The organism is Devosia sp. 1566, assembly GCF_004005995.1.
Taxonomy (GTDB): domain Bacteria; phylum Pseudomonadota; class Alphaproteobacteria; order Rhizobiales; family Devosiaceae; genus Devosia.
Genome location: NZ_CP034767.1, coordinates 3,192,923 through 3,217,947, shown reverse-complemented (window position 1 = coordinate 3,217,947; position 25,025 = coordinate 3,192,923). Strand labels below are relative to the sequence as shown.

At 63.5% G+C, this 25,025-nt stretch carries 22 protein-coding genes and 1 tRNA gene; 12 read left to right on the top strand and 11 right to left on the bottom strand.

Going from position 1 to position 25,025, the window contains the following annotated elements; all coding sequences use genetic code 11:
* Positions 1–708: a hypothetical protein gene (locus ELX51_RS15445; protein ID WP_127754357.1), complete on the top strand. Its 708-nt coding sequence runs from the start codon at positions 1–3 to the stop codon at positions 706–708.
* Here ELX51_RS15445 and ELX51_RS15440 read toward each other — a convergent pair.
* Positions 705–2,603 (bottom strand): hypothetical protein, encoded by a 1,899-nt coding sequence (locus tag ELX51_RS15440; protein WP_164854888.1) that lies wholly within the window; start codon positions 2,601–2,603, stop codon positions 705–707. The genes ELX51_RS15445 and ELX51_RS15440 overlap by 4 nt on opposite strands.
* Positions 2,604–2,792: 189 nt before the next feature.
* Positions 2,793–2,866, bottom strand: a tRNA-Gln gene (locus ELX51_RS15435).
* 523 nt (positions 2,867–3,389) lie between these two features.
* On the opposite strand from ELX51_RS15435, the gene ELX51_RS15430 reads away from it, so the two are divergent.
* Positions 3,390–4,580, top strand: a complete 1,191-nt coding sequence (locus tag ELX51_RS15430; protein WP_127754355.1) for a Ppx/GppA phosphatase family protein — start codon at positions 3,390–3,392, stop codon at positions 4,578–4,580.
* The gene (locus tag ELX51_RS15425; protein ID WP_127754354.1) at positions 4,573–5,313 is read left to right on the top strand and encodes an RlmE family RNA methyltransferase; all 741 of its coding nucleotides are present in this window, start codon (positions 4,573–4,575) and stop codon (positions 5,311–5,313) included. The genes ELX51_RS15430 and ELX51_RS15425 overlap by 8 nt, the downstream gene beginning before the upstream one ends.
* On the opposite strand, the gene ELX51_RS15420 is transcribed toward ELX51_RS15425, so the two are convergent.
* The 3 genes from ELX51_RS15420 to ELX51_RS15410 all read right to left on the bottom strand — a co-directional run bounded on the left by ELX51_RS15420 (position 5,264) and on the right by ELX51_RS15410 (position 8,675).
* Complete coding sequence (locus ELX51_RS15420) at positions 5,264–5,788, bottom strand: DUF4126 family protein (protein ID WP_206524641.1); 525 nt, start codon at positions 5,786–5,788, stop codon at positions 5,264–5,266. The two genes, ELX51_RS15425 and ELX51_RS15420, sit on opposite strands and share 50 nt — an antisense overlap.
* A gap of 71 nt (positions 5,789–5,859) precedes the next feature.
* Positions 5,860–7,245: an MFS transporter gene (locus ELX51_RS15415; protein ID WP_127754353.1), complete on the bottom strand. Its 1,386-nt coding sequence runs from the start codon at positions 7,243–7,245 to the stop codon at positions 5,860–5,862.
* Between the two features lie 35 nt (positions 7,246–7,280).
* On the bottom strand, positions 7,281–8,675 hold the full coding sequence (locus tag ELX51_RS15410; RefSeq protein ID WP_282567561.1) for an MFS transporter: 1,395 nt from the start codon (positions 8,673–8,675) through the stop codon (positions 7,281–7,283).
* Between the two features lie 318 nt (positions 8,676–8,993).
* On the opposite strand from ELX51_RS15410, the gene guaB reads away from it, so the two are divergent.
* The 9 genes from guaB (at position 8,994) to ELX51_RS15365 (ending at position 18,726) form a co-directional block, all read left to right on the top strand.
* The gene (gene guaB, locus ELX51_RS15405) at positions 8,994–10,496 is read left to right on the top strand and encodes an IMP dehydrogenase (RefSeq protein ID WP_127754352.1); all 1,503 of its coding nucleotides are present in this window, start codon (positions 8,994–8,996) and stop codon (positions 10,494–10,496) included.
* Between the two features lie 68 nt (positions 10,497–10,564).
* Positions 10,565–10,909 (top strand): DUF3140 domain-containing protein, encoded by a 345-nt coding sequence (locus ELX51_RS15400; RefSeq protein WP_127754351.1) that lies wholly within the window; start codon positions 10,565–10,567, stop codon positions 10,907–10,909.
* Positions 10,910–10,950: 41 nt separating this feature from the next.
* Positions 10,951–11,376 (top strand): MAPEG family protein, encoded by a 426-nt coding sequence (locus ELX51_RS15395; RefSeq protein WP_127754350.1) that lies wholly within the window; start codon positions 10,951–10,953, stop codon positions 11,374–11,376.
* A 7-nt stretch (positions 11,377–11,383) separates the two neighbouring features.
* Complete coding sequence (locus tag ELX51_RS15390) at positions 11,384–12,667, top strand: RsmB/NOP family class I SAM-dependent RNA methyltransferase (protein ID WP_127754349.1); 1,284 nt, start codon at positions 11,384–11,386, stop codon at positions 12,665–12,667.
* Between the two features lie 58 nt (positions 12,668–12,725).
* The gene (locus tag ELX51_RS15385) at positions 12,726–13,214 is read left to right on the top strand and encodes a TspO/MBR family protein (RefSeq protein WP_127754348.1); all 489 of its coding nucleotides are present in this window, start codon (positions 12,726–12,728) and stop codon (positions 13,212–13,214) included.
* A 56-nt stretch (positions 13,215–13,270) separates the two neighbouring features.
* A complete protein-coding gene (gene guaA, locus ELX51_RS15380; protein ID WP_127754347.1) occupies positions 13,271–14,842 on the top strand; it encodes a glutamine-hydrolyzing GMP synthase in 1,572 nt (523 codons plus the stop codon).
* A 96-nt stretch (positions 14,843–14,938) separates the two neighbouring features.
* A complete protein-coding gene (locus tag ELX51_RS15375; protein ID WP_127754346.1) occupies positions 14,939–15,826 on the top strand; it encodes a tetratricopeptide repeat protein in 888 nt (295 codons plus the stop codon).
* A gap of 39 nt (positions 15,827–15,865) precedes the next feature.
* Entirely contained in the window at positions 15,866–17,317 is a 1,452-nt protein-coding gene (gene der, locus ELX51_RS15370) for a ribosome biogenesis GTPase Der (RefSeq protein ID WP_127754345.1), read from the top strand.
* A gap of 128 nt (positions 17,318–17,445) precedes the next feature.
* Positions 17,446–18,726, top strand: a complete 1,281-nt coding sequence (locus ELX51_RS15365) for a hemolysin family protein (protein ID WP_164854961.1) — start codon at positions 17,446–17,448, stop codon at positions 18,724–18,726.
* On the opposite strand, the gene ELX51_RS15360 is transcribed toward ELX51_RS15365, so the two are convergent.
* The 6 genes from ELX51_RS15360 to alr all read right to left on the bottom strand — a co-directional run bounded on the left by ELX51_RS15360 (position 18,723) and on the right by alr (position 25,022).
* Positions 18,723–19,457 (bottom strand): SDR family NAD(P)-dependent oxidoreductase, encoded by a 735-nt coding sequence (locus tag ELX51_RS15360; protein ID WP_127754343.1) that lies wholly within the window; start codon positions 19,455–19,457, stop codon positions 18,723–18,725. The genes ELX51_RS15365 and ELX51_RS15360 overlap by 4 nt on opposite strands.
* Positions 19,457–20,959, bottom strand: coding sequence for an amidophosphoribosyltransferase (gene purF, locus ELX51_RS15355; protein ID WP_127754342.1), 1,503 nt, complete (start codon positions 20,957–20,959; stop codon positions 19,457–19,459). Before purF ends, ELX51_RS15360 begins: the two co-directional genes overlap by 1 nt.
* Positions 20,960–21,102: 143 nt before the next feature.
* Positions 21,103–21,750, bottom strand: coding sequence for a CvpA family protein (locus tag ELX51_RS15350; RefSeq protein ID WP_127754341.1), 648 nt, complete (start codon positions 21,748–21,750; stop codon positions 21,103–21,105).
* A 122-nt stretch (positions 21,751–21,872) separates the two neighbouring features.
* Positions 21,873–23,273: a DNA repair protein RadA gene (gene radA, locus ELX51_RS15345; RefSeq protein WP_127754340.1), complete on the bottom strand. Its 1,401-nt coding sequence runs from the start codon at positions 23,271–23,273 to the stop codon at positions 21,873–21,875.
* A 1-nt stretch (position 23,274) separates the two neighbouring features.
* Positions 23,275–23,823, bottom strand: coding sequence for a DUF1697 domain-containing protein (locus ELX51_RS15340; RefSeq protein ID WP_127754339.1), 549 nt, complete (start codon positions 23,821–23,823; stop codon positions 23,275–23,277).
* Positions 23,824–23,891: 68 nt separating this feature from the next.
* Entirely contained in the window at positions 23,892–25,022 is a 1,131-nt protein-coding gene (gene alr, locus ELX51_RS15335; protein WP_127754338.1) for an alanine racemase, read from the bottom strand.
* Between the last annotated feature and the right edge of the window lie 3 nt (positions 25,023–25,025).

Sequence of the window (25,025 nt, the reverse complement as noted above, 5' to 3'; positions counted from 1 at the left end):
ATGTCGGACGTTCCTGGCGATATCCTTGCTGCCATTAAGCTCGCCGCCAAGGAAGAATGGCCAGGCGATACGGACATGCAGGACTATTTCATTCAGTCCGAATGCGATGGATATGCGGCGATCCTGGAGCTGGACTTCGGCCCAGCAGAAGGGGTCAGAGAGCAGATTCTAGAATCCGCGGACGGCTATAGTTCGCTATGGGAAGAGAAGGCATCCTTTGTTGCGGAAGAAGTAGAAGCCTTTGCAGAGCTGAGCGCGTGGCCAGAAGACGTGCCCCGCGAGACGGTCTCCGAGTTAAAACGTCAGGCCGCCCAGAAACACGACTGGTTCACGTCACAACGTGATGAGATCGAAGGCGGGCTCAGCAGTTTTCGCTACGTTCGCGACACACGCGAAAAGGTTGGCCCGCTCCGCGATCTGCTTGTCCGTATGGAAGCAATAATCGGCAACGAGTGTTACAACGACAACATTCAAAACTACGGTTCCTGGGGTGTGTGGGAGGGCGAGGGTCGATCGTTTCGTTACCCAGTGACGATGATACGCAATGGCGAGCCAGAGAAGCGCCGTACCAGCATGGACGGGCTTCAACCTGAAGAACTTATCACCGGCCACTACCGTTTCGGCGCCAATGAACTCAGCATCTATCGAGCACTCGTCAAGATCATCGAAATGCTTGAAGCCGAGTACGACTTAAAGGTGCCACGCTAGCTTGCGCCCCCTTTCTGATAGAGAGAATGCTGTCTCCAGCATTGATTGAGCAGCTTCAAATCCACGGGGATGTCCAGCTTGTTGATCGTGTCGTGCAGTACTGAGAGATATATTTCGTCGGTGTAACGGCGCCGTTCGCTCTTGCGGTCTTTTGAGGAGTGGCCAGTAAGTGCGTCAATGATGCCGCTTTTGACTTCATGGGTGTTTTCGAGCTGCGTTATGCCGTGGTGGCGGAACGGATGAAGGGCTCCATCTGCCTCGGAAGCGTCTACTCGGATCAACTTGATGCCCAGGGCATCGACCATCCTGCCTACGCGTTTGCCGACACCGTCGCTGAACGAGCCCTTCGCATTGGGCGCGAGTTCGGGAAACAACAGCTCATCCGGGTTACGACCCGCCACAACCTCGTCAAGAAAGCCCAGTTCAAGGATCGCATTATGCAGCGGCACCTTGCGACGGGATGAAGCCCGCTTCAGCTTAATCTCGCGGTGTAAAAGGTCGAAGAACCAGATGCCGTGTTCCTCACGAACATGCCTCACCTTGAGCTGGCAGATTTCCTCACGCCGCATCAGCTCATGGGCCGCCAGCAGAGGGAGCCAGTACATGGCGTCCCTGATGACGACGGTGCCAGTGTCGTTGTAAAAATAGGCGCTCTTCCGGCCCGCGTAGACCGGGTGGCGGAAGAACAGTTCTACTTGATCGCGGGTATAGCCCGGCCGCTCTTCGTTCTCCTCCAGCCCGCTCACCTCAACTCCGGTCTCGAGATAGAGACCCTCGGCAAAATTCGGCAGGTTTCGATCTATGGCCGAAGCAACCTTGGCTGCCTCAAATACCGAATTCATATTCGACAGATGTTTGTTGACGGTCTTGGGTGACACTCGGACGTAGTTCGGTCCTGCCGCCGCCGCCTCGACAATGACTTGCAGAATAGTTTTTTCTTGCTCCGCTTTGGATCGCCAATAAATCTTTGGAGTATCTATCAACATGGCGCGATATTCGGCCATGTGCTGCCGAGAGTAACTGCCGATGTGCAAGTCGCCGCAAATCTGTAGCCAAAGCCTCAGTGAGGGACCAAGGTTGATGACCGCATCCGGCCCAACCTGCTTGGCCTTGACCCGCTCGCCAACGAGGTAGGGCGCTTGCGTTGAAAAGCTCGTCCCCGCCTCGCGCTCGAACTTGGTCGACATGGCGCCAGGCAACGAGGACGGTCGGCCGATCGGCGTGACGAGCGCCGCAGCTTGCGCCTGATCGGGCGGCGCCAATCGTGGCGTCACGACTTGATCTAGTCCGTCCGCGTGGTGATAGGGCGCCAGAAGCCGCTCCGCGCGCTCTTCCCACTGCGCAGCTGGGAGCTTTCGGAAACCCCGGTCGAGCCCACTCTGTCTGGCGATGGCCGCCGCCGTGTCCAGATAATGTGCTGCCATGCCTGTGGTTAGAACAGTGCTGGCGACGCGTCGTGTAACCGGGTCTGACGGGACAGCAATGCCCGCCGAGCCAAATTTCTCGGTGATGAAGGCATCATCGATCACTGGGTAGCCATCACCTTGCTGCCGCAATAGGCCATCAGCCAGCGACGCCATGGTCTTGGCCTGTTGGCGGGTCGAGACCAGCGGAATGGGGACAGGCTGCACACTGGCGCGCCAATCGGCCAGAGCGGCTCCCAGCAAAGCAGTCAGGTCAGGTGATGACAACATTTTATCCCTACGCGCAGACACAAAAAACGCATCGACCGCGACGGCCAGGCGCCGCCCAAGCTGCACCGACGAATCTCGGTTGAGAACACCTAGTCTGAAGCAGATTTCAGTTGACGCAAGGCGACTCATCAAGTCGCCAGGAATCTTGCGGCGGAAGTAGGTGGTGCGCCCCTTGAGGCGCAGGAAGCTATCCGAAGCCATGACACTCTCCGTCATGACCGGTCTCGCTGCAGCAGGTGCGAAGCGTCCCCGTCCAGATTCGGACTTGCTTCGCAGCCAAGCAGACGACGCCGGTGGCCAATCTGGTGGCCAAAGCGGTGGGAAAGCCCACGATTTGGCCGGCTAGAGCTGGCTGAAACCTGCGGAAAACCTGGAGTTTTGCTGAGAGTGTGGCTGGGGAACCTGGATTCGAACCAAGATTGACGGAGTCAGAGTCCGCTGTTCTACCGTTGAACTATTCCCCAATGCGCAAGCGGCATCGGTGGGCTGTGAGCGAGCCCGGCGCTGGGAGGCTGGCGGGGCGGGTGCCCGGCTGGCTTCGGGGCGGCTTTTAGCACATGGGCGGTGGGGATCAAGGGGCTTTGACGGAGAAAGCGCGGGGTCAGTGGATAAACCTGGCCCAGCCAAGGGCGCGGCCTACGGGGAAGCGGCACCGAGCAGCTGATTTTAGGGTAGATAACTGGCCAGGATTGCCTACCGATGGCGGTTGTCCGCTCCGCCGTGGTGGGCTCTTGTCATGCTCCTTTCGGGCGCTCGGACGCTGTGCAGGGACTTTGCGCCCGGCTTGAGCGCCACAAGGGCGGGGGCTACAAAGGGACAAGGGCGAGGTCGATATCCTTACCTCCTCAAGAGGATAGCGCGCCAGCAACAATCCTTGCCATTGCGCTTGGCCGCCCCTTGCACTACCTTACCCGGTGACACGCAATAAACAGTGCCCGGGCGCGTCCGGAAAAGCCGGACCGGCGACCGTGCACGCAGGAGTTCACAGTGACCGATCCCGATCGGTCCGCTGCAGCGCCGTCGCTTGCCGACGATGCGCCATTCCGTTCCCGGCCAGCGCAAGGCCAGCCGGGCAGGGAAGAGGGGGCCGGTGCGCCTCCATACCCCTCGGAACAGCGGACATCAGCCGCGCCTCCCCCACCCCGGCGGCATCGGGGCACCATCTATGCCGCTCTCGATCTGGGCACCAATAATTGTCGGCTCCTGATTGCCCGACCCCATGATGGCGGCTTTCGGGTGCTGGATGGGTTTACCCGCATCGTGCGGCTGGGCGAGGGCGTTTCGGTGACGGGCCGGCTCGGCGATGCCGCGATGGACCGCACGGTCGAGGCGCTGCGCCATTGCCGCAACAAGCTGCGCGAGCATCAGCCCGCCCGCATGCGCCTGATCGCCACGGAAGCCTGCCGGGCGGCCGAGAATGGCCCCGCCTTTTTGCAGCGGGTCAAGGATGAGCTGGGGATCGAGCTCGAGATCGTCGATCGCCGTACGGAAGCCGAGCTGGCCGTCACCGGCTGCGCCGACCTCATCGATGGTGGGGCGCAGGGCGCCCTCATGTTCGATATCGGGGGTGGCTCATCCGAGCTCGCCTGGCTCGATTTCCGCGGCGGCCGCCCCAAGGCCACCGGGCGCATGTCTGCCTCGATCCGTTCCTGGCAGTCGCTGCCGGTGGGCGTGGTGTCAATTGCCGAGCGCTTCGGGGGCGTTGACGTCACCCCGGCGGTGTTTGAAGCCATGGTCGCCTATGTCGCCGATCAGTTGCGCCAGTTCCGTGGCCGCGAAAAGCTGCGCCAGATGATCACCACCCATCCCGTGCACCTGATCGGCACCTCGGGCACGGTGACGACGTTGGCGGGGCTGCATCTAGGGCTCGAGCGTTATGAGCGGCAAAAGGTCGATGGCTTGTGGATGAACCGCGCGGAGGTGGATGAAACCATGCGCGTGTTGCTCAACATGCCATTCGATCGCCGGGTGGCTCACCCCTGCATCGGGCGCGACCGCGCCGATCTGGTGCTGCCGGGCTGCGCGATCTTTGAAGCCATCCGGCGCGAATGGCCGGCGGAACGCGTGCGGGTGGCTGATCGGGGCCTGCGCGAAGGGATCCTGATTTCGCTGATGGATGCCGACAAGACCCGAACGCGCGCCTCGCGCTATCCGACGCGGAGAAGCAGCAATGGTTGACAAGGCACTGGGTACGGGCGGGCGCAAATCCGACAAGGACCTCAAGATCCGGGTCAAATCGGCCAAGGGACGCAAGGTTTCTTCCACCAAATGGCTGGAGCGGCAGCTCAACGACCCCTATGTGGCGCGGGCGCGTGCTGCGGGCTATCGCTCGCGGGCGGCGTTCAAGATCAAGGAGATGGACGAAAAGCACCATCTCTTCCGCAAGGGCATGCGCGTGGTCGATTTGGGCGCGGCGCCGGGCGGCTGGTCGCAGGTGGCGGCGACGGCGACCGGCTCCACGGACGCCAATCCGCTGATCGTGGGGATCGATTACCTGGAAATGGATCCCATTCCGGGCGTGATCCTGCTGCAAAAGGATTTCACTGACGACGATGCGCCGGCCATGCTGATCGAGGCGATGGGCGGCAAGAAGGCCGATCTCGTGATGTCTGACATGGCCTGGCCGACCACTGGCCATCGGCCGACCGATCACCTGCGCATCGTGCATCTGATCGAGATTGCGGCGGACTTTGCGCTCGACGTCCTGGCGCCGGGCGGCACCTTTGTCGCCAAGGTGTTCCAGGGCGGCACCGAGCATGAGCTGCTGCACATGCTTAAGCGCCACTTCCGCACCACCCAGCATTCCAAGCCACCGTCCAGTCGTTCCGACTCGGCGGAGGCTTATCTGCTGGCCAAGGGTTTTAAGGGGCGCCAAGCGCCCGAGGCGGCGGCGGAAGACGACGAGGACTAGTGTCCTCTAAGGCACGGGTGCTGGCATGGCTGGCATCGGCCACGACCCAGGCGGTGGCGCCCAGCATCACCGCATCTTCCACAAGGCCGGTCGTGGTCTGTCCATGGTCGCGCATTGCCGCCATGCGCGCATTAAAGGTGAGATAGGCCGCGGCGAGAGCCCCCGCCGCTCCTAGCACGGCCCCGGTATAGCGCTGTTCGCGCGGGGCCAGGGCCATGCCGGTGATGGCGCCGGTGATCGCGCGGGCGGCCAGGCCCGGGGCAATGATCCGGTCGGGTGAGGAGGGCAGCTTGTCGCCCAGCAATTCGCCGGCGGCGAGCGCGACCGTGCCCGCAACCACCAGGGGATGACCCAAAAAGGGCGGGGCGCCGTTATCGGCGGGCAGGGCACCGCGATTGGCGGCAACGGACACGGCCGCAAGGGGGCTCAGCGCCCGCATGCCGCCGGCCATGCCGATCAGAAGGGAATGAAACAAGCGCAGAACTCCGTGACTGGATTGATCCTGTCAGCAAACGGGTGGGCTGTGCCGGAGTTCCTCGCCCCCTCCTACTCGGCCGCGGGGGCCGGGCGCGTCAGCTGGTGGCCGGCATTGCCGGGCAGGCGCATGAACAGCGCCGTCGAGACCAGGCACATGCCCGCCAAAACGAAAAACGCCAGGTGGAAATCGGCGAGGATCAGCTCGCCGCCGCGCAGGGCATTGCTGGCCTCGAGGATACCGCCGCCCAGCGCCACGCCAAGGGCGATGGTCAGCTGCACATTGACCTGGCTGATCACATTGGCCTGGCCGGCGTCCTTGTCGTTGATGTCGGAAAACACAAAGGCATTGCTGCCGGTCCAGAAGATGGATTGCCAAAAGCCCACCACAACGAGAATGGCGATGATCAGGGGCAGGGGCGTTTGGGGGGTATAAAGCCCCATGGCGACGAGCCCCAGCGCCGACACGGCCGTCGCGACCACAAGGGCGTTGCGGAACCCCATGCTGGCAAAGATCTGGTTGGCGACGAATTTGGCGATGATGGCACCGACGGCACCGGCAAAGGTGACCATCCCTGACTCAAAGGGCGACATGCCAAAGCTGAGCTGCAGCATCAGGGGAAAGAGGAACGGGATCGCCCCTTGGCCCAGGCGGAAGAACGAGCCAGCCACGACAGCGCTGCGGAAAAACGGAAAGCGCAGCAGCCGCAGATCAAACAGCGGCTTGGGGGTGGCTAGCGCGTAACGGACGTAAAGCAGGCCGAGCACAATGCCCAGCACCGTCGCAATCACGCCAAACATGGGCGGCAGGGCGGGCAGGCTGATCACCGAGGTGCCAAAAACAAAGAGCGCGAAGGCGCTGCCGGCCAGGATGAAGCCTTTGAAATCCATCGTCCCCGGTTCGATCCGCTCCATTTCGGGCAGGAACTTGCTCACGAGAGCGATGCCGACCATGCCGATCGGCACATTGATCAGGAAGATCCAGTGCCAGGACAGATAGGTGGTGAGAAAACCGCCAAATGGCGGGCCCACGATGGGCCCGATGAGCCCGGGGATGGTCAGCCAGGCCATGGCCGCGACCAGGTCGTGCCGGGCGGTGGAGCGCACCAGCACAAGGCGCGCCACCGGGGTCATCATCGCGCCGCCCATGCCCTGAAGGAAGCGGGCGCCGACAAAGGTTTCCAGCGAATTGGCAAAGGCGCAGGCGAGCGAGCCCAGCACGAAGACGCCCATGGCCCAGCGAAACACGGTGCGGGCGCCAAACCGGTCGGCCATCCAGGAGCTGATGGGGATAAAGATCGCAAGCGCCACGAGATAGGCCGTCAGCGCCAGCTTGAGCGAGATCGGGTCGGTGCCGATATCGCTGGCAATGGCGTTGAGCGAGGTCGAGATCACCGTGGCGTCCATGTTTTCCATGAACAAGGCGGTGGCGAGGATCAGGGGCGTGATGCGGGACAAATCTGTTTTCGAGCATAGGGGCGAAGGCCCCGCACTCACTCCTTTGTGGCAACCAGGGCCTTGTAGCCCGAGACATTGTTGCCCGCTTCCGCGGGGAGGCGAAGATAAACGAGGCCCGCAAGGGCGCTGACGCAACCAACAACGAAAAACGCGATCTGGAAGTCGGCGAGGGACAGCTCCCCGCCATGGGTGCGGGTGCTGATTTCCAGCACCGCCCCTGCCACCGCAACGCCAAAGGCGATGCTCAGTTGCTGGGCAACAGCAACGATTGCGGTGGCCTGGCTCGCGTCCTCGTCGCTGATATCGGCGTAGCCAAGCGCATTGGAGCCGGTAAAGAACATCGAGCGCAAAACGCCCCCCACCAGCAGCACGGCCATGATCAGGGGCACCCAGGTGGTGGTCGTGAAGGTGCCCTGCACCGCGATCAGCACGCCGCCGATAATGCCGGCAACGGCCAGCACATGGGGAAAGCCGAACCAGGCAAAAACGCGTTCGGCGATGAACTTGCTCATGATGGCGCCGATCGCGGACACGAAGGTGATGGCGCCCGACTGGAAGGGGTTCAGCCCAAAGCCCAGTTGCAGCATCAGTGGCAGGAGGAACGGCACGGCGCCAATGCCGATGCGGTAGATCGAGCCGCCGATGATGGAGGAGCGGAACAGGCGCTGTCGGAACATGCGCGGATCGAGCAGCGGATATGGGGTGCGCTGGGCATGGAGCAGATAAAAGATGCCGGCGACCACCCCGACGGCGATGGTGAGATAACCATAGATCAGGGGCAGGGCGGGCAGGCTGATCACCGAGAGGCCAAATACGGTGCCGGAAAAGGCGACGCTGGCGAGCAAAAAGCCCACCGCGTCGATGGGGCGTGAATTGCGCTCGTCCTTGACCTTGAGGAACCGCCCGGCCAGCAGAATGCCGGCAATTCCGATAGGGATGTTGATCCAAAAGATCCAGTGCCAGCTGAGATAGGTGGTGAGAAACCCGCCGATCAGCGGGCCGGTGAGCGGCCCGATCAGCCCGGGCACGGTCAGCCAGGCCATGGCGGCAACGAGCTCGTTGCGCGGGGTCGAGCGCACCAGCAGCAGGCGCCCAACCGGGGTCATCATCGAGGAGCCGATGCCCTGAAAGAAGCGCGAGATCACGAAGGTTTCGAGCGAATAGGAAAACGAGCAGGCGAGCGAGCCCAGCATGAACACGAAAATGGCGATGCGGAAAATGTTCTTGGCGCCGAAGCGGTCCGCCATCCAGCCGCTGATCGGAATGAAGATCGCCAGCGCGACAAAATAGCTGGTCAGCGCCAGTTTCAGCGCCACCGGCTCGGTGCCGATGTCCACCGCAATGGCGGGCAGCGAGGTGGCGATCACCGTGGAGTCCATCTGTTCCATGAACAGGGCGACCGCCAGGATGAGGGGTGTAACGCGGATCAAGGGAAAACCGGGGCAAAGCAAAAGAAGGGCCGACGCAGCAGCCAATGCCAGTATGGTCGCCAGCGGCGGCACTGGAAAGCGCAAACAAGTGTTGATCGACCAAATGATGAATGCTTGCTCTTGCCGCGCTGTATTGGCGGCGCTCGCCATGGGCATGCGCGCCATGCAAAGCTGGCAGCCCCGCTGCGCGCCCGCCCCCCTATGCAGCGCAATCGGGGGGTGCTAGAGACCCTCGCCAACCTGAACTCGGCGCTTCAGCTGCTCCGTTCACACCCCCAAAGCTCTGATCCCCCTCAGACCACCGGAAAGTTATTGGCATTGGCAAAGATCATCACCACCATTACCGGCGATTCCGCCCTCACCTTTGATGACGTGCTGCTGCAGCCGGCACGCTCCGATGTGTTGCCCGGCGAAACCGACATCGCCACCTATGTGACGCGCGACATCGCGCTCAACCTGCCGATCCTGTCCTCGGCCATGGATACGGTCACCGAAAGCGCGATGGCCATTGCCATGGCGCAGGCCGGCGGCATGGGCGTGATCCACAAAAATCTCACCCCGGCCGAGCAGGCCGAGCAGGTGCGTCAGGTCAAGAGTTTTGAATCGGGCATGGTGGTCAACCCCATCACTATCGGCCCTGATGCGACCCTGGCCGATGCCCTGTCGCTGATGCAGACCAACCGCATTTCGGGCATTCCCGTGGTGGAAAATGGCGGCAAGGGCGGACGCATGACCGGCAAGCTCGTCGGCATCCTCACCAACCGCGATGTGCGCTTTGCTTCCAATCCGGCCCAGCGCATTGCCGAGCTGATGACGCATGAAAACCTCATCACCGTGCGCGATGGCGTCAGCAAAGACGAAGCCAAGGTGCTGCTGCACAAGCACCGCATCGAAAAGCTGCTGGTGGTCGACAGCGAGGGGCGATGCACCGGGCTCATCACCGTCAAGGATATCGAAAAAGCCCAGCTCAACCCCAATGCCGTCAAGGATGCGCAGGGACGCCTGCGCGTCGCCGCGGCTTCAACGGTGGGCGATGCCGGGTTTGAGCGTTCGCTGGCGCTGATCGAGGCGGGCGTCGACCTCCTCGTCATCGACACGGCCCATGGTCACTCGGTGCGGGTTGCCGAAGCGGTCGAGCGCGTCAAGCGCGAAAGCAATTCCACCCGCATCATGGCCGGCAATGTCGCTACCGCCGAAGCCACCCGCGCGCTGATCGACGCGGGCGCCGATGCGGTCAAGGTGGGCATCGGCCCCGGCTCGATCTGCACCACCCGGATCGTTGCGGGCGTGGGCGTGCCACAGCTGGCCGCCGTGATGGCCTGCGCCGAAGAAGGCGCCAAGCATGGCGTGCCGGTGATCGCCGATGGCGGCATCAAGTTCTCGGGCGACATGGCCAAGGCCCTGGCCGGCGGCGCCTCCTGCGTGATGGTGGGCTCGCTCCTCGCCGGCACCGATGAAAGCCCGGGCGAGGTTTACCTCTACCAAGGCCGCTCCTATAAATCCTATCGGGGCATGGGCTCGGTGGGAGCCATGGGCTCGGGCTCGGCCGACCGCTATTTCCAGCAGGATGTGCGCGACCAGATGAAGCTCGTGCCCGAGGGTATCGAGGGGCAGGTGCCCTATAAGGGTTCGGCCGGCGCCGTGCTGCATCAGCTCGCAGGGGGCCTGCGCGCCGCCATGGGCTATACCGGCGCCCATAATCTCGAGGACTTCCGCAACAATTCGGTGTTCGTCAAGATTTCGGGCGCGGCGCTCAGCGAAAGCCATGTGCATGATGTGACCATCACCCGCGAAGCCCCCAACTATCGCAGCGCCCGCTAAGGCGCTGACGGAACGCCGCCCTGCCGCACCCGTTACCCCCGGGCACAAACTCCGGGGGATTGGCTGGCATGGACGAGGCGGAGAAGGACGCGATCCGCAAGGATTTCAACGCGGCGGTCAACATGGCGCCCGCCGAGCTCAACAAATGGCTGGCCTCCGAGCACAGCCAGAAGGTCGGCTGGCCCAAGGATCGCGACGAAGGCGAAGAATCGGTGGGCCACCAATCGGGCCAGCGCATCATCGAGATCAAGCGGAAGCCCAAGGCCGAGCTGACCGATGACGACTACCAGCATATGCGCAAGGTGGTGGGCTATGTGCATCGCCACCTGGCGCAGCGCCCGAGCGGGGACATCAGCGAAACGCCCTGGCGCTTTTCGCTGATGAACTGGGGCCATGACCCGCTGAACGACTAACCCTCCGTCACATTCTCGCTGTCTCACCGGGGGCTTGCCTCATGCCGCTCAATGCCAAGCTCCTTGTGCTCGCCATCGCCGCCCAGGTGCTGCTGACCCTCGTCATCCTTGTGCTGATGGGGCGGGAGCGGGTGCCACGCGTCTTGTCGGGCGAGATCAAGGTCGCCGATATTGCGGTGGAAAAAACCGCCTATCCGCTGCGGGCGCGACTGCTGTCCAACAATTTCGACAACCAGTTTCAGCTGCCGGTGCTGTTTTACATTTGCGCGCTGCTGGCGCTCTGGGCTGGGGTGCCGAACCTCATCGAAGTGCTGCTCGCCGCCCTCTTCGTGGCCTCGCGCTACCTTCACGCCGCCATTCACGTGACTACCAACAATGTGCAGCAGCGTTTTGCCGCCTATGGCCTTGGCCTTGCGGTGCTGGCCATCTTCTGGCTAGTGCTGGTTTTCCGCATTCTTTTAGCCTGAGTTGCCCATGCGCCTTCCCGGCCGCCTTGCCGCTGCAATTGCCGTTCTCTCTGAGGTGGAAACGCGCAAGCGCCCCGTTTCCGAAGCGCTCAAGGCCTGGGGGCTGGCCAACCGCTTCGCCGGCGCCGGCGATCGCGCCGCCATCGGCAATCTGGTTTATGACGCGCTGCGCCACCGCGCTTCCCATGCCTTCCTGATGGGCAGCGATTCCCCGCGCGCTTTGGTGCTCGCGGTCGCCCTGCGCGACTGGCAGGAGGACCCGCAGGCGCTCAACGCCGCTTTTGCCGGCGATAATCATGCCCCCGAGCCGCTGAGCGAGGACGAGATCGCCCGTGCCGCCGGCAGCCTCGATGGGGCGCCGGCTCCTGTGCGCGCCGATCTGCCGGAATGGCTGGCACCCTCGCTCGAGCGGGCCTTTGGTGCCGACTGGGTAGCCGAAGGGGCTGCCATGGCCAGTCGTCCGTCGCTTGATCTGCGCGTCAATACGCTCAAATCCAGCCGCGAGCGGGTGCTCAAGTCCCTTGCGCGGTTCAATCCGCAGCCTACCGCCATTGCGCCCCAGGGTGTGACCATGCCGGCCGGGCCTCGCGATGCGCGCACGCCCAATGTCACCACCGACGAGGGCTATCTCAAGGGCTGGTTCGAGGTCCAGGACCAGGGCAGCCAGATCGTCTCGGCCCTCGCCAATGCACAGCCCGGCGAACAGGTGCTCGATCTCTGCGCCGGGGCCGGCGGCAAGACCCTCGCTCTGGCGGCTGCCATGGGCAACAAGGGCCAGATCTTTGCCTATGACAGCGATCGCAACCGGCTCGCGCCCATTTATGATCGCCTCAAGCGCAATGGCGTGCGCAATGTGCAGGTGCGCGCCCCACACGACAATGCCCTTGATGACCTCCTTGGCAAGATGGACCGCGTCGTCATCGACGCCCCTTGCACCGGCACGGGCACCTGGCGGCGCCGTCCCGATACCAAATGGAAGCTCTCGCCCGAGCTACTCGCGACCCGGATGGGTGAACAGGCGGCGCTGTTGCGGCAGGGCCTCGCCTTCCTCAAGCCGGGCGGAACGCTCGTTTACATCACCTGCTCGATCCTGCCCGAGGAGAATGACGACCAGATCGTTGCCCTGCGCGCCGAGCATCCCGAGTTGGTCTCGATGGTACCGGCCGAGCTCTGGAGCGCCGCTTTCGGCGCTGCGCTGCCCGAGGGCGTTGCGACCGCTGCGGGCGGCATTGCCCTGACCCCGCGCCTGACCGGCACGGACGGCTTTTACTGCCACATCCTGCGGCGGTGAAACCGGGGCGGCGCTAGGGGCGTTCAGCGGGGGACCTCTATCCAACCGCGAGAGCCCAATGTCCAGCGTCTCCACCGCCGATCATCGCACCCCGCGCTCCTGGCTGCTTCTCGCTGTCTTTGTGGTCGGGGTGCTGGGGATCGGCTCGCTGATCGGGGTGTTCACCGGCGGGGGCGGGGAATGGTACGACAATCTCGAAAAGCCGTTCTTTAATCCGCCCAGCTGGGTATTCGGCCCGGTCTGGTCGACGCTTTACGTGCTGATCGGCATTGCCGGCTGGCGCATCTTTACGGTCGATCCGCGCAGCACCGCCATGAAACTGTGGTGGGTGCAGATGGCGCTCAATTTTGCCTGGTCCCCGGTCTGGTTCGGCGCGCACTTCTTGTGGCCCGCCTTTGTGGTGGTCGTTCTCATGTGGCTGGCGATCATCGGTTTCATGCTGATGGCGCGCCCGCTCGACAAGCTCGCCAGCTGGCTGTTCCTGCCCTATTTGCTGTGGGTGAGCTTTGCCAGCGCCCTCAATCTTTCGATTGCACTTTTGAACTAGGCAGGCATGCATCCGCGAGGCTTGCACTTAGCTCTTTGTGCCGGTAAATGCTCGCCATGCAGCACCCCCAGAAAGATCCCGAGACCGACGCAATCCTGATTGTGGACTTCGGTTCGCAAGTCACCCAGTTGATTGCGCGCCGTATCCGCGAAACCGGGGTTTATTGCGAAATCCATCCCTTCCAGCACGCGGCCCAGGCGGCCGCGAAGCTCAAGCCGCGCGGCATTGTGCTGTCGGGCAGCCCTGCCTCCACGCTGGACGAGAACGCCCCCACGATCGATCCGGCCCTGCTCGATGCGGGCGTGCCGATCCTTGGCATCTGCTATGGCCAGCAGGCCTTGTGCATGGCGCTGGGCGGCACGGTGGAAGCGGGCCATCACCGCGAATTTGGTCGCGCCGAGCTGACCGTGCAAAAGCACTCGGCCCTCACCACCGGAGTGTGGGAAGTTGGCACCGAGCACCAGGTCTGGATGAGCCATGGCGACCGCGTCGTCACCATCCCGCCCGGCTTTGAGATCGTGGCCACTTCGCCCGGCGCGCCCTTCGCCATGATCGCCGATGAAAGCCGGCGCATCTGGGCGACCCAGTTCCACCCCGAAGTGGTGCACACCCCCGACGGGTCCAAGCTCTTTGCCAATTTCGTCCATGAAGTGTGCGGCGTGGCATCCAGCTGGACCATGGCGGCTTATCGCGACAAGATGATCGAGCGCATCCGCGCCCAGGTCGGCACCGGCCGGGTGATCTGCGGGCTGTCGGGGGGCGTTGATTCCTCGGTGGCCGCCGTGCTGATCCACGAAGCCATCGGCGATCAGCTGACCTGCATTTATGTCGATCACGGCCTGATGCGCCTCAACGAGAGCGAGCAGGTCGTCAGCCTCTTCCGCGACCACTACAATATCCCGCTCGTGCATGTGGATGCCTCCGAGCTGTTCCTGCGCGAGCTGACGGGGCAGGTGGATCCCGAGACCAAGCGCAAGATCATCGGGCGCCTCTTTATCGAGACCTTCGAGGCGGAAGCCGAAAAGCTCGGCGGCGCCGAATTCCTCGCTCAGGGCACGCTCTATCCCGACGTGATTGAAAGCGTTTCGTTCACCGGCGGGCCCTCGGTGACCATCAAGTCGCACCACAATGTGGGCGGCCTGCCCGAGCGCATGAACATGAAGCTCGTCGAGCCGTTGCGCGAATTGTTCAAGGACGAAGTGCGGGTGCTCGGCCGCGAGCTTGGCTTGCCCGAGAGCTTTATCGGTCGCCATCCCTTCCCCGGGCCGGGCCTGGCCATCCGCTGCCCCGGCGGGATCACGCCAGAAAAGCTCGATATCCTGCGCAAGGCGGACGCCATCTATCTCGACGAGATCCGCAAGTCGGGCCAATACGACAAGATCTGGCAGGCCTTTGCCGTGCTCTTGCCGGTCCAGACCGTGGGCGTAATGGGCGACGGGCGAACCTATGAGTTCGTGTGTGCGCTGCGCGCAGTTACATCGGTGGACGGCATGACCGCCGATTTCTACCAGTTCGACATGAACTTCCTTGGGCGCACCGCCACCCGCATCATCAATGAAGTGCGCGGCATCAACCGGGTGGTCTATGACGTGACCTCCAAGCCCCCCGGCACGATCGAGTGGGAGTGAGCGGCCGGCCGGTCGCCCACTCAAGCCCATTCCGTTTGCAATCGCGGGGACCCATGGTAATGCTCCCCGCACTTCTCCAACGACGTCAGGCCGCCCATGTCCCAGGACAACATCTTTCGCGAAGTCGACGAGGAACTGCGCTCTGATCGCATGCGCGCGTTCTGGCGCCGCTTTGCGCCCTATATCCTGGGTGCAGCCGTTGGCGTGGTGCTGATCGTTGCGATCAACGAAGGGTGGTCCTGGTACCAGTCGAGCAATGCGGCGCAGTCCTCGGACGAGCTTTATGCGGCCTTTGACCTCGCCGACGGGGGCGACCTTGCCGCGGCGCAAACCGAGCTTGATCGCCTGATCGCCGATGGGTCGGGCGGCTATCCGGTGCTGGCGCAGTTCCGCAAGGCGGGGCTGCTGGCCAAGGAAGGCAAGGCGGCCGAGGCCGTGGCCGTTTACGATGAGCTCGCCAATACCCAATCCAATCCGCGCCTGCGCGAACTGGCCCTGGTCTTTGCCGGCACGCTGCTGGTGGACAATGGCACGCTTGCCGATGTGCAGACGCGCGTTGAGACCATCGCAACCGAAGGCAATCCGCTGCGCAATGCAGCGCGCGAAGCCATGGGGCTGGCGCAATACAAGGCCGGCGACTTTGCCGCCGCCCAGGCCAGCTTTGAATCGGTGCTCAACGATCCCCTGACGCAAAACACCACGCGCCAGCGCATGGGCTATTATCTCGGCCAGATGGTATCGGAAGGCGTGATTGCGCCGGCACCGATCCCCGACAGCGAAGCCACGCTGCAATCGAGCGAAACCATCGTCGTCGACGAGGCTGGGCCCGTCGAGCCGGCAGCTGAAGCACCGGCTCCCGAAGCTGCAGCACCCGCTGCGCCAGAAGCTGTTGCCCCGGCGGCCCCGGCCACCGAAGCGCCTGCAGCTCCGGCTCCCGCGGCTCCGGCTCCGGCCACCCCAACCACCGATCCTGTCCTTGAATAACGGCGGAGCCTTGCGCCCCGCCTACCAGAAAGCCATGCCATGACCGTCACCGTAGCCATTGTCGGTCGTCCCAATGTCGGCAAGTCGACCCTGTTCAACCGCCTGGTCGGCCGCAAGATCGCGCTGGTCGACGATACGCCCGGCGTCACCCGCGACCGGCGTGAAGCCGAAGGCCATATCGCCGATCTCACCTTTCGCGTGCTCGACACCGCGGGCTATGAGGATGTCACCGACGGCTCGCTGGAAGACCGCATGCGCCAGCAGACCGAGCTCGCCATTGCCGAAGCCGATGTGATCCTCTTCATGATCGATGCGCGGGCCGGCGTCGTGCCGCTCGACCAGCGTTTTGCCCAGGTGCTGCGCAAGGCCGGCAAGACCGTCCATCTAGTGGGCAACAAGGCTGAAAGCAAGGCTGCGGAAGCGGGGCTCGTGGAAGCCTTCAAGCTCGGCTTTGGCGAACCCATTGCCCTGTCGGCCGAGCATGGACTGGGGCTCTCCGAGCTTTATTCCATTGTCGGGCAGGCCATCGATGCCGCGGCCGAAAAGCAGCAGGCCGAAGCCATTGCCGATCTCGATGCCATGCCCGAGGTCGATATCGACATCACCCCCGATATGCTCGAAGGCGAGGGCGATGAGGCCACGCTGCGCTGGAACCCGCGCCGCTATCTCAATGTCGCGATCGTCGGCCGCCCCAATGCCGGCAAATCCACGCTGATCAACCGCATGGTCGGGGAAGACCGCGTGCTGGTGGGCCCCGAAGCCGGCATCACCCGCGACTCCATTCTCGTGCCCTGGGAATGGGAAGGGCGCACGATCAATCTCGTCGATACCGCTGGCATTCGCCGACGCTCGCGCGTGCAGGAAAAGCTCGAAAAGCTCGCCGTGGGCGATAGCTTGCGTTCGATCCAGTATGCCGAAGTCGTCGTGCTGATGCTCGACGCCACGATCCCGTTCGAAAAGCAGGATCTGGCGCTGGCCGACCTGGTGGAGCGCGAAGGCCGCGCCATGGTGATCGCGCTCAACAAATGGGATCTGATCGAGGACAAGAACGCCACGCTTTCGGCCCTGCGCGAAGCCTGCGACCGGCTCTTGCCGCAGCTGCGCGGTATTCCCCTGGTCACCCTTTCGGGGCTGACCGGGCGCAATATCGACAAGCTGATGGACGCGATCTTCACCATCGAGCGCGCCTGGAACTCCCATGTTTCCACCGCGCGCCTCAACCGCTGGCTCGCGGGCATGGTCGAGGGGCATCCGCCCCCGGCCGTCTCGGGCCGCCGCCTCAAGCTGCGCTATATGACGCAGGCCAAGACCCGGCCGCCGAGCTTTATCCTGTTTGCCTCGCGCCCCGATGCCCTGCCGACGGCCTATCAGCGCTATCTGGTAAACGGGATGCGCGAAGCCTTTGATATCAAAGGCACGCCCATTCGGCTCTGGGTGCGTTCGGGCAGCAATAACCCCTATAACGATCCCAGCAAGCGCCGGCTAGGCTAGCCAAACCGGACGAAGCATCAACACCCCATGGTGCTTCGTCTCGCTTTGCCTCATAATCAACGTGTCTGAAGCGACCCGATGCTGAGTGCGGGGCCGCGTATCACGTTGAAATCTTGTTCCTAGAAATCCTGATCGTAATCGTTCTGACCATCGTCAATGGCGCGTTGGCCATGTCCGAGCTCGCCGTTGTTTCCGCCCGGCCCGCGCGCCTGCGTACCATGGCCGATGCCGGCAACAAGGGGGCTGAGGTCGCCATCCATCTGGCCGAAGACTCCGGCAAGTTCCTGTCTTCGGTGCAGATCGGTATTACCCTCGTCGGCATCCTGTCGGGTGCCATCTCCGGCGCGACCCTGGGCCTGCGCTTCACCGATTGGCTCGAAGCCCTGGGTGTGCCCGATAACATCGCCGACGTCGCGGGTGTGGGCGGCGTGGTGCTGTTCATCACCTATATTTCATTGATCCTGGGCGAATTGGTGCCCAAGCAGATTGCTCTCCGCGACCCTGAAGGCGTTGCCGCCCGCGTTGCGCCCGCGATGAAGCTGCTGGCCAAGGTTGGCTCTCCCATCGTCTGGGTGCTCGACATCTCGGGAAAGGCGGTGCTGACCCTTCTGGGGCAGGGCGGCCAGATGGAAGAAACGGTCACCGAAGAAGAAGTGCGCACCATCATCGCCGAAGCCACCACGGCCGGCGTGATCGAGACCGACGAGCACTCCATGATCTCGGGCGTCATGCGTCTCGCTGATCGCTCCGCGCGCGGCCTGATGACGCCGCGCCTCGAAGTGGATGTGATCGATCTTGCCGATGACGGCGCTGAAATCCGCCGCAACATCCTGAGCACGCACCGTTCGCGCCTCCTCGTGCAGGACGGCGACGCCGACTCCATCATTGGCGTCGTGGCTATCACCGATCTTGTCGCCACTTTCGCCAACGGCCAGCCGCTCGATATCCGCAAATTCGTGCAGCCTGTACCCGTGGTGATGGATCATGCCGATGCGCTCGACGTCGTGCGCGCCATTCGCAATTCCACCGTGCATATGGCGCTGGTCGTGGATGAATACGGCCATTTCGAAGGCATTGTCACCTCCGGCGACATTCTGGAAGTCATCACCGGCGTGTTCCAGGAAGAAACCGGCGACGATCCGGCCGTGGTCCGGCGCGAAGACGGCTCCTACCTCGTGGCCGGCTGGATGCCTGTGGACGAGTTCAGTGAAAAGCTCAAGGTCGCCATCCCCAAGGATGCGCGTTTTGAAACCGTAGCGGGCTATGTGCTTTCGACCATCAACCGCCTGCCCGCCGTGGGCGAAACCTTCGAGCACGACGGCTGGCGCTTCGAGATCGTTGATCTCGATGGCCGCAGGATCGACAAGGTGCTGATGACGCGGCTCGATGGCGTCACGACAACGGCCTAGAGCGGGGTAAACCCGCCCTGGCGCATGTCGTAGATCTGGCCCGTCTGCGTTAGCGACGGGCTCAGCAAATCCACCAGGCGCGGCGCAACATCCTGTGGGCGGGGCAGGGTCTCAGGATCCTCCCCCGGCATCGCCTTAGCGCGCATCGCGGTACGCACGGCGCCGGGATAGAACACATTGACGCGCAAGCGGGTTTGCTCGACCTCGCCGGCATAGGCCTTGGCCAAAGCGTCGGCCGCGGCTTTGCTCGCGGCGTAAAGTCCCCAATAGGGCCGGACATTGCGCGCGGCGCCCGAGGACACGAACACAACCCGTCCATCCGCCGCCTGGCGCAGCAGCAGGTCGGTGGCGCGGATCAGCCGGTAATTGGCGGTGACATTGACCGCCATCACCGATTCAAATTCTTCGGGCTTGAGATGGGGCACAGGCGACAGCGTTCCGAGCATGCCGGCATTAGCGATCAGGCCATCCAGCGCACCCCAGCGCTCGAATATCGCCGCGCCCAGCCGGTCGATGGCATCGCCATCGCGCAGGTCGAGCGGCACGAGCGTCGAGGACGAGCCGAGTTCCTGGATTTCGTCATCCAGCTCTTCAAGGGCGCCAACGGTGCGGGCGACCGCGACCACATGGGCGCCGCGACGGGCCGCTTCGAGGGCGCTGGCATAGCCGATACCGCGCGATGCGCCGGTGACCAGGACAACTTTGCCCGCAAGATCGTGTTCTGCAGGCATTAACCAGCCTCTCGCAACAAGGAAATCTGCTTGGGTTCGTTCTTGGAGCGCCCGTTCAGATCCGTCAACTGTGTTGGGTAGTCGCCGGTGAAATAATGGTCGGTAAACTGGGGCGCCTGGGGATTGCGCTTCGCGCCGCCCACAGCTTCGTAGAGTCCGTCAATGGAGAGGAACTCCAGCGAATCGGCGCCGATGAACCGACACATGGAAGCGAGGTCCGCGTGCTGGTTGGCCAGGAGCTTGTCTGGGTCGGGCGTGTCGATGCCGTAATAATCGGAATAATGGATCATGGGGCTGGCGACGCGGATATGGACTTCCCTCGCGCCCGCTTCGCGGATCATCTGCACGATCTTCACCGAGGTGGTGCCGCGCACGATGGAATCGTCGATCAGCACCACGCGCTTGCCCGCGATCTCGGCGCGGTTGGCCGAGTGCTTGAGCTTGACGCCAAAGGCACGGATGGACTGGGTCGGCTCAATAAAGGTGCGGCCCACATAGTGGTTGCGGATAATGCCGAGCTCGAAGGGAATGCCGCTCTGCTGGGCAAAGCCGATGGCCGCGGGCGTGCCGCCATCGGGCACGGGCACCACCACGTCGGCATCAACTGGAGCTTCCTTGGCCAGGTTCATGCCCATGCGCTTGCGCGCCGCATAAACACTGCGCCCGGCCACCACGGAGTCGGGACGGGCGAAATAGACATATTCGAACAGGCACATCCGCTCCGGACGGGGCGGAAAAGGCTTGAGCGATTCGATGCTGATCGAGCCATCGGGCTGGATCTCGCAGACCACCACTTCCCCGTTCTCGACATCCCTGACGAACTTGGCGCCGATGATATCAAGCGCGCAGCTTTCCGAGGCAAAGATGGGCTTGCCATCCAGATCGCCCAGCACCAGCGGGCGGATGCCGTTGGGGTCGCGTGCGCCAATCAGCTTGGTGCGCGTCATCGCCACCATGGCATAGGCACCTTCAACTGCCCCGATCGCATCCACGAACCGGTCCGAGGACGAGGTGCGCTGCGACCGGGCGATCAGGTGCAGGATCACCTCGGTATCCGAGGTCGACTGGCAGATCGCGCCCTGCGCGATCAAGCGCCGGCGCAGGGTCAGCCCATTGGTCAGGTTGCCGTTATGGGCGATGGCAATGCCGCCAACTTCCAATTCGGCGAACAAGGGCTGCACATTGCGCAGAATGGTTTCGCCGGTGGTGGAATAGCGCACATGGCCCATGGCCATGGAGCCGGGAATGCGCTTGAGCGTCGCGGGGTCGGTGAAGTGGTCGCCCACCAGCCCCAGTTGGCGCTCGGAGTGAAACTGGCGCCCATCAAACGAAACAATGCCGGCCGCTTCCTGCCCCCGGTGCTGCAGCGCATGCAGCCCCAGCGCAGTCAGTGCCGGGGCATCGGGATGCCCCAAAATGCCAAACACCCCGCACTCTTCATGCAGGGTGTCGCCGTCAAGATCGAAATCGTCATCGCTCGGATGGACCACCGGGCTCTCCATTTCAGGCTTGTGCGGTAGCCGGTGCGAAGTGTCCGGCGCAGAAACAATAGCGGATGGCGACCCATACCTTATTCAGGCGGCATGTACCAATGCCGATATGGCCCGGCAGGCATGCCCATGCTGGCCGGGTCACCAAGGCTTGATCACGCCCCCGTAGCTGGTGTGACCGGTGCGGGAGGCGTCGTCGGCGCGCCTGCCGGCGGCGGGACTGTGCCGTCCTCATTGGTATCGGTGCCTTCGTCGGCAGGACCGGGGGCGTCCTCGGCGTCATCGGTCAGGCCAGTGCCACCCTTGAGTATTTCGGTAACCTGTTCTTCTAGGTCAGGCGGCAGCATGGCGATCAGCGAATTGCCCATGCTTTGCAGATGCGGCAGGGTCTGGGACTGGGCGGCCCAGGGGGGCAGGTTGCTGCCCAGGAGCCAGGTGCCGAAAATGGTGACGACAATGGCGATCAGCACACCCCGCAGCACGCCGAACACAAAGCCCAGCGTACGGTCGATCGGCCCAACCCGGCTATCCACCACAAAGTCGGCAATCCGCATGGTGAGCAGATGCAGCACGATCAGGGAAATGATGAAGGTGCCAACTACGGTGGCGATATCGGCGACCACCTGTTCGGCGATATATTGCCGCGCGATCTCGGGGTGATATTGCCACATATAGATGGCAATGGCGGCCGAACCGGCCCAGGTGGCGAGTGACAAGACTTCGCGGGTCAGGCCGCGGGCTGTGGCCAGGATTGCTGAGATCAGCACCAGCACACCAACACCGACATCGAACGCTGTTAGCATAGTCTATTTGCCTGTTCTGCTTGTTGGGTCAGGTGCAACAAGCGCCTCGTTTAACTGCTTTAAGCTGAGATGCCAAGGGCAGGACCCGGGGGCGCGGCAGGATGTCCCCTGAAAGGCGCTGCTTAGTCGTCCTCGCCGGGGTGGGCGGGCGCCTTGCCATTGGCGGCAATGCGCCCAACCAGTTCGGACAACACCGAAAATTCTGCGATGTCGAGCCCGCCATGCCGGTCATTGCTAGCAAGGCGCCCGGTGGAAGCCGACTTGAACCCAAGCTTATGGGCTTCGCGCAGGCGCAAGGAGCCGTGCACCACCGGCCGCACACCGCCGGCGAGGGAGATTTCGCCGAAATACACCGCATCCGCCGGCAGGGGCGAACCGGTGAGGGACGAGATCAGTGCGGCTGCCACAGCGAGGTCGGCCGCCGGTTCGTTGATCTTGAGCCCGCCCGCCACGTTCAAATAGATGTCGTTAGCGCCGATCCGCACGCCGCAACGGGTTTCCAGCACCGCCAGCACCATGGACAGGCGCGAGGAGTCCCAGCCCACCACCGCCCGCCGGGGCGTACCCAAGGGCGAGGGCGACACCAACGCCTGGATTTCAACCAGCAGCGGCCGGGTGCCTTCGAGCCCGGCGAACACGGCCGAGCCGGCGGCGCCTTCGTCGCGCTGATCCAGGAACAGCGCCGATGGATTGGCCACCTGTTCGAGCCCCCGCTCGGTCATGGCGAAAACCCCGATCTCGTCGGTTGCGCCATAGCGGTTCTTGACGCCGCGCAGGATGCGGAAAGTATGGCTGGTGTCGCCCTCGAAATACAGCACGGCATCCACCATGTGCTCGACGACGCGTGGGCCGGCGATCTGGCCGTCCTTGGTAACATGGCCCACCAGCACCACGGCGGCGCCGCTTTTCTTGGCAAAGCGCGTCAGCGCCTGGGCGGAGGTGCGCACCTGGGTGACGGTGCCCGGCGCACTGTCGACGCGGTCGGTCCAGAGGGTCTGGATGGAGTCGATGATGACAAGATCGGGCGGGGGCCCGTTTTCGAGCGTGGCGAGAATGATCTCGACATTGGTTTCGGCCGCGAGCAACACTTCGGCTTCCCCCAGGCCCAGCCGCTGGGCACGCAGGCGCACCTGCGCCACCGCTTCTTCGCCCGACACATAGACCACGCGCTTGCCGCGATTGGCGAGCGCGGCCGCCGACTGCAGCAGGAGCGTCGATTTGCCGATGCCGGGATCGCCGCCCACGAGCAAGGCCGAACCCATCACGAAGCCACCGCCGGTCACCCGGTCGAGTTCGGCAATGCCAGTGATGACGCGCGCCGCAGTTTCGGTTTCCCCCGAAAGGGGCACGAGATTGGTCGGCTTGCCGCCAGCCTTGGCCGATTTGGGTCCCGCGCCGACGCCGCTATCGGTGAGTTCCTCGACAATGGTGTTCCACTCGCCGCAGGCGTCGCAGCGTCCCTGCCAGCGCGTGGTGACAGCGCCGCAAGCCTGGCAGACAAAGGAGGAGCGCGATTTTGCCAAGTCAGTGATCCTTCTGCTCGCGGGCGCTGGCTCGTTCGGCCAGTCCTTTGAGTGTATTCCAGTTGCGGGCGGTGGCGGTGCCCGATCGCTTCTCGATCATACCGGGAAGCTTGGGGCTGGCAGAGATCTGCCTGGTGTAATCGACGATCAGGTGGTTGGCCTCGACATGCAATTGTTCCGGGCCGTTATATCGGGCGACCCAGCCGAAGTCCGGGCTGGGGTCCACAAAGAAATACACTCCCATCTGCCCGCCACGCTGGGCCGCCGCTTCGGGGAAGGGATTGCTGTCCACCAACTGGCGCACCTGCGCTGAGGTGCGCACCACGGCCACATTGCCGGGGCCCAAGCCCAAGCCGCGGACGATCTCGTTCATCCGGCGCTCCACCGCGGCTGGCGTATCGTCGCTGTGCACGATCATGTTGCCGGTGGCGATATAGGTCTGCGGCGCGGTAAAGCCGGCGGCCGCTACCGCATCGCGCCAGGCGGCCATGGACATGATCTTGTGCGTGACCGGACCGATGGCCCGCAGCAGGATCACATATACGCCCATCGCACCCTCTCGTTTCACCTCAGGCAATACGACAAGGACGACGGGGCAGCAAGAACAAAAGACGAACGCTAATCCTCGCCGACGCCGTCGCCGAGATATACCCGGTTGACCCGAGCCAGCCGCAGCGAAGTCAGCAATTCATAGCCGATCGTATTGCCGGCATCGGCCTGCTCGTCCACCGGCACATTGGCGCCCAGGATTTCCGCCGCTTCACCGGGAAGGGGCAGGTCGGAACCGAGCTCGGTGATGTCGACGATGGAAAGGTCCATCGAGATGCGCCCGACAATGGGGCAGAGCTTGCCGCGAATATAGGCCTTGGCGGTCTGCCGCGCCGTTGCCGAGGACAGCGAGCGCAGCCAGCCATCGGCATAGCCGTGACCAAGGATCGCCAGACGGCTGTCGCGCGCCAGCGAATAATGGGCGCCGTAACCAACGGTTTCCCCGGTGCGGGCTTCGCGCACCTGCAAGATGGGCACGTGCAGCGTTGCCACGGGCGCCATCGGGTTGCGGCGCCCGTTGACCGCGCGCCCGCCATAAAGGGCGATGCCAGGTCGTACCATCTGGAAATGATATTCGCGTCCGGTCATCAGCCCGGCCGAATTGGCGAGCGAGGCCGGGATATTGGGGAATTGGTTGAGCACGGAGCTGAACAGCGCCAGCTGCGTGCGGTTCTTTTCATGGTTGGGCTGGTCGGCACAGGCTAGGTGGCTCATCAGCATTTGCGGCTGATAACCAAGCGCCGCGGTGCGCTCGCGCACTTCCTCGGCCTCGTTGAGCCGAAAACCCAAGCGGTTCATGCCGGTATCGAAATGGAAAGCGCAAGGATAGGCCTCGTTGCGCTCCACGCATTTGGCCAGCCATTCCTCAAGCATGGGGATCGAGGAGATCACCGGCATCAGGTTTTGCCGCACGTAAAGATTGGCCGCCCCGGGGTAAAGCCCGTCCAGCACAAAGATATGGGCTTCGGGCAGGGCGGCGCGCACTGAAAGCGCCTCGTCAGGGGTTGCGGTGAAAAAGAATCGGGCACCTGCCGCAAACAGAGCCTTGCTGGCCTGGGTGATGCCGGTGCCATAGGCGTCCGCTTTCACCACGGCGCCAGTCAGGGCTCCGGCGCTGACCTTGTCGAGGGCGCGCCAGTTACGGGCCAGCGCGCCAAGATCGATGCTCAACTGGCCGCCCAGGCCGGATTGCAGGGCCATGAA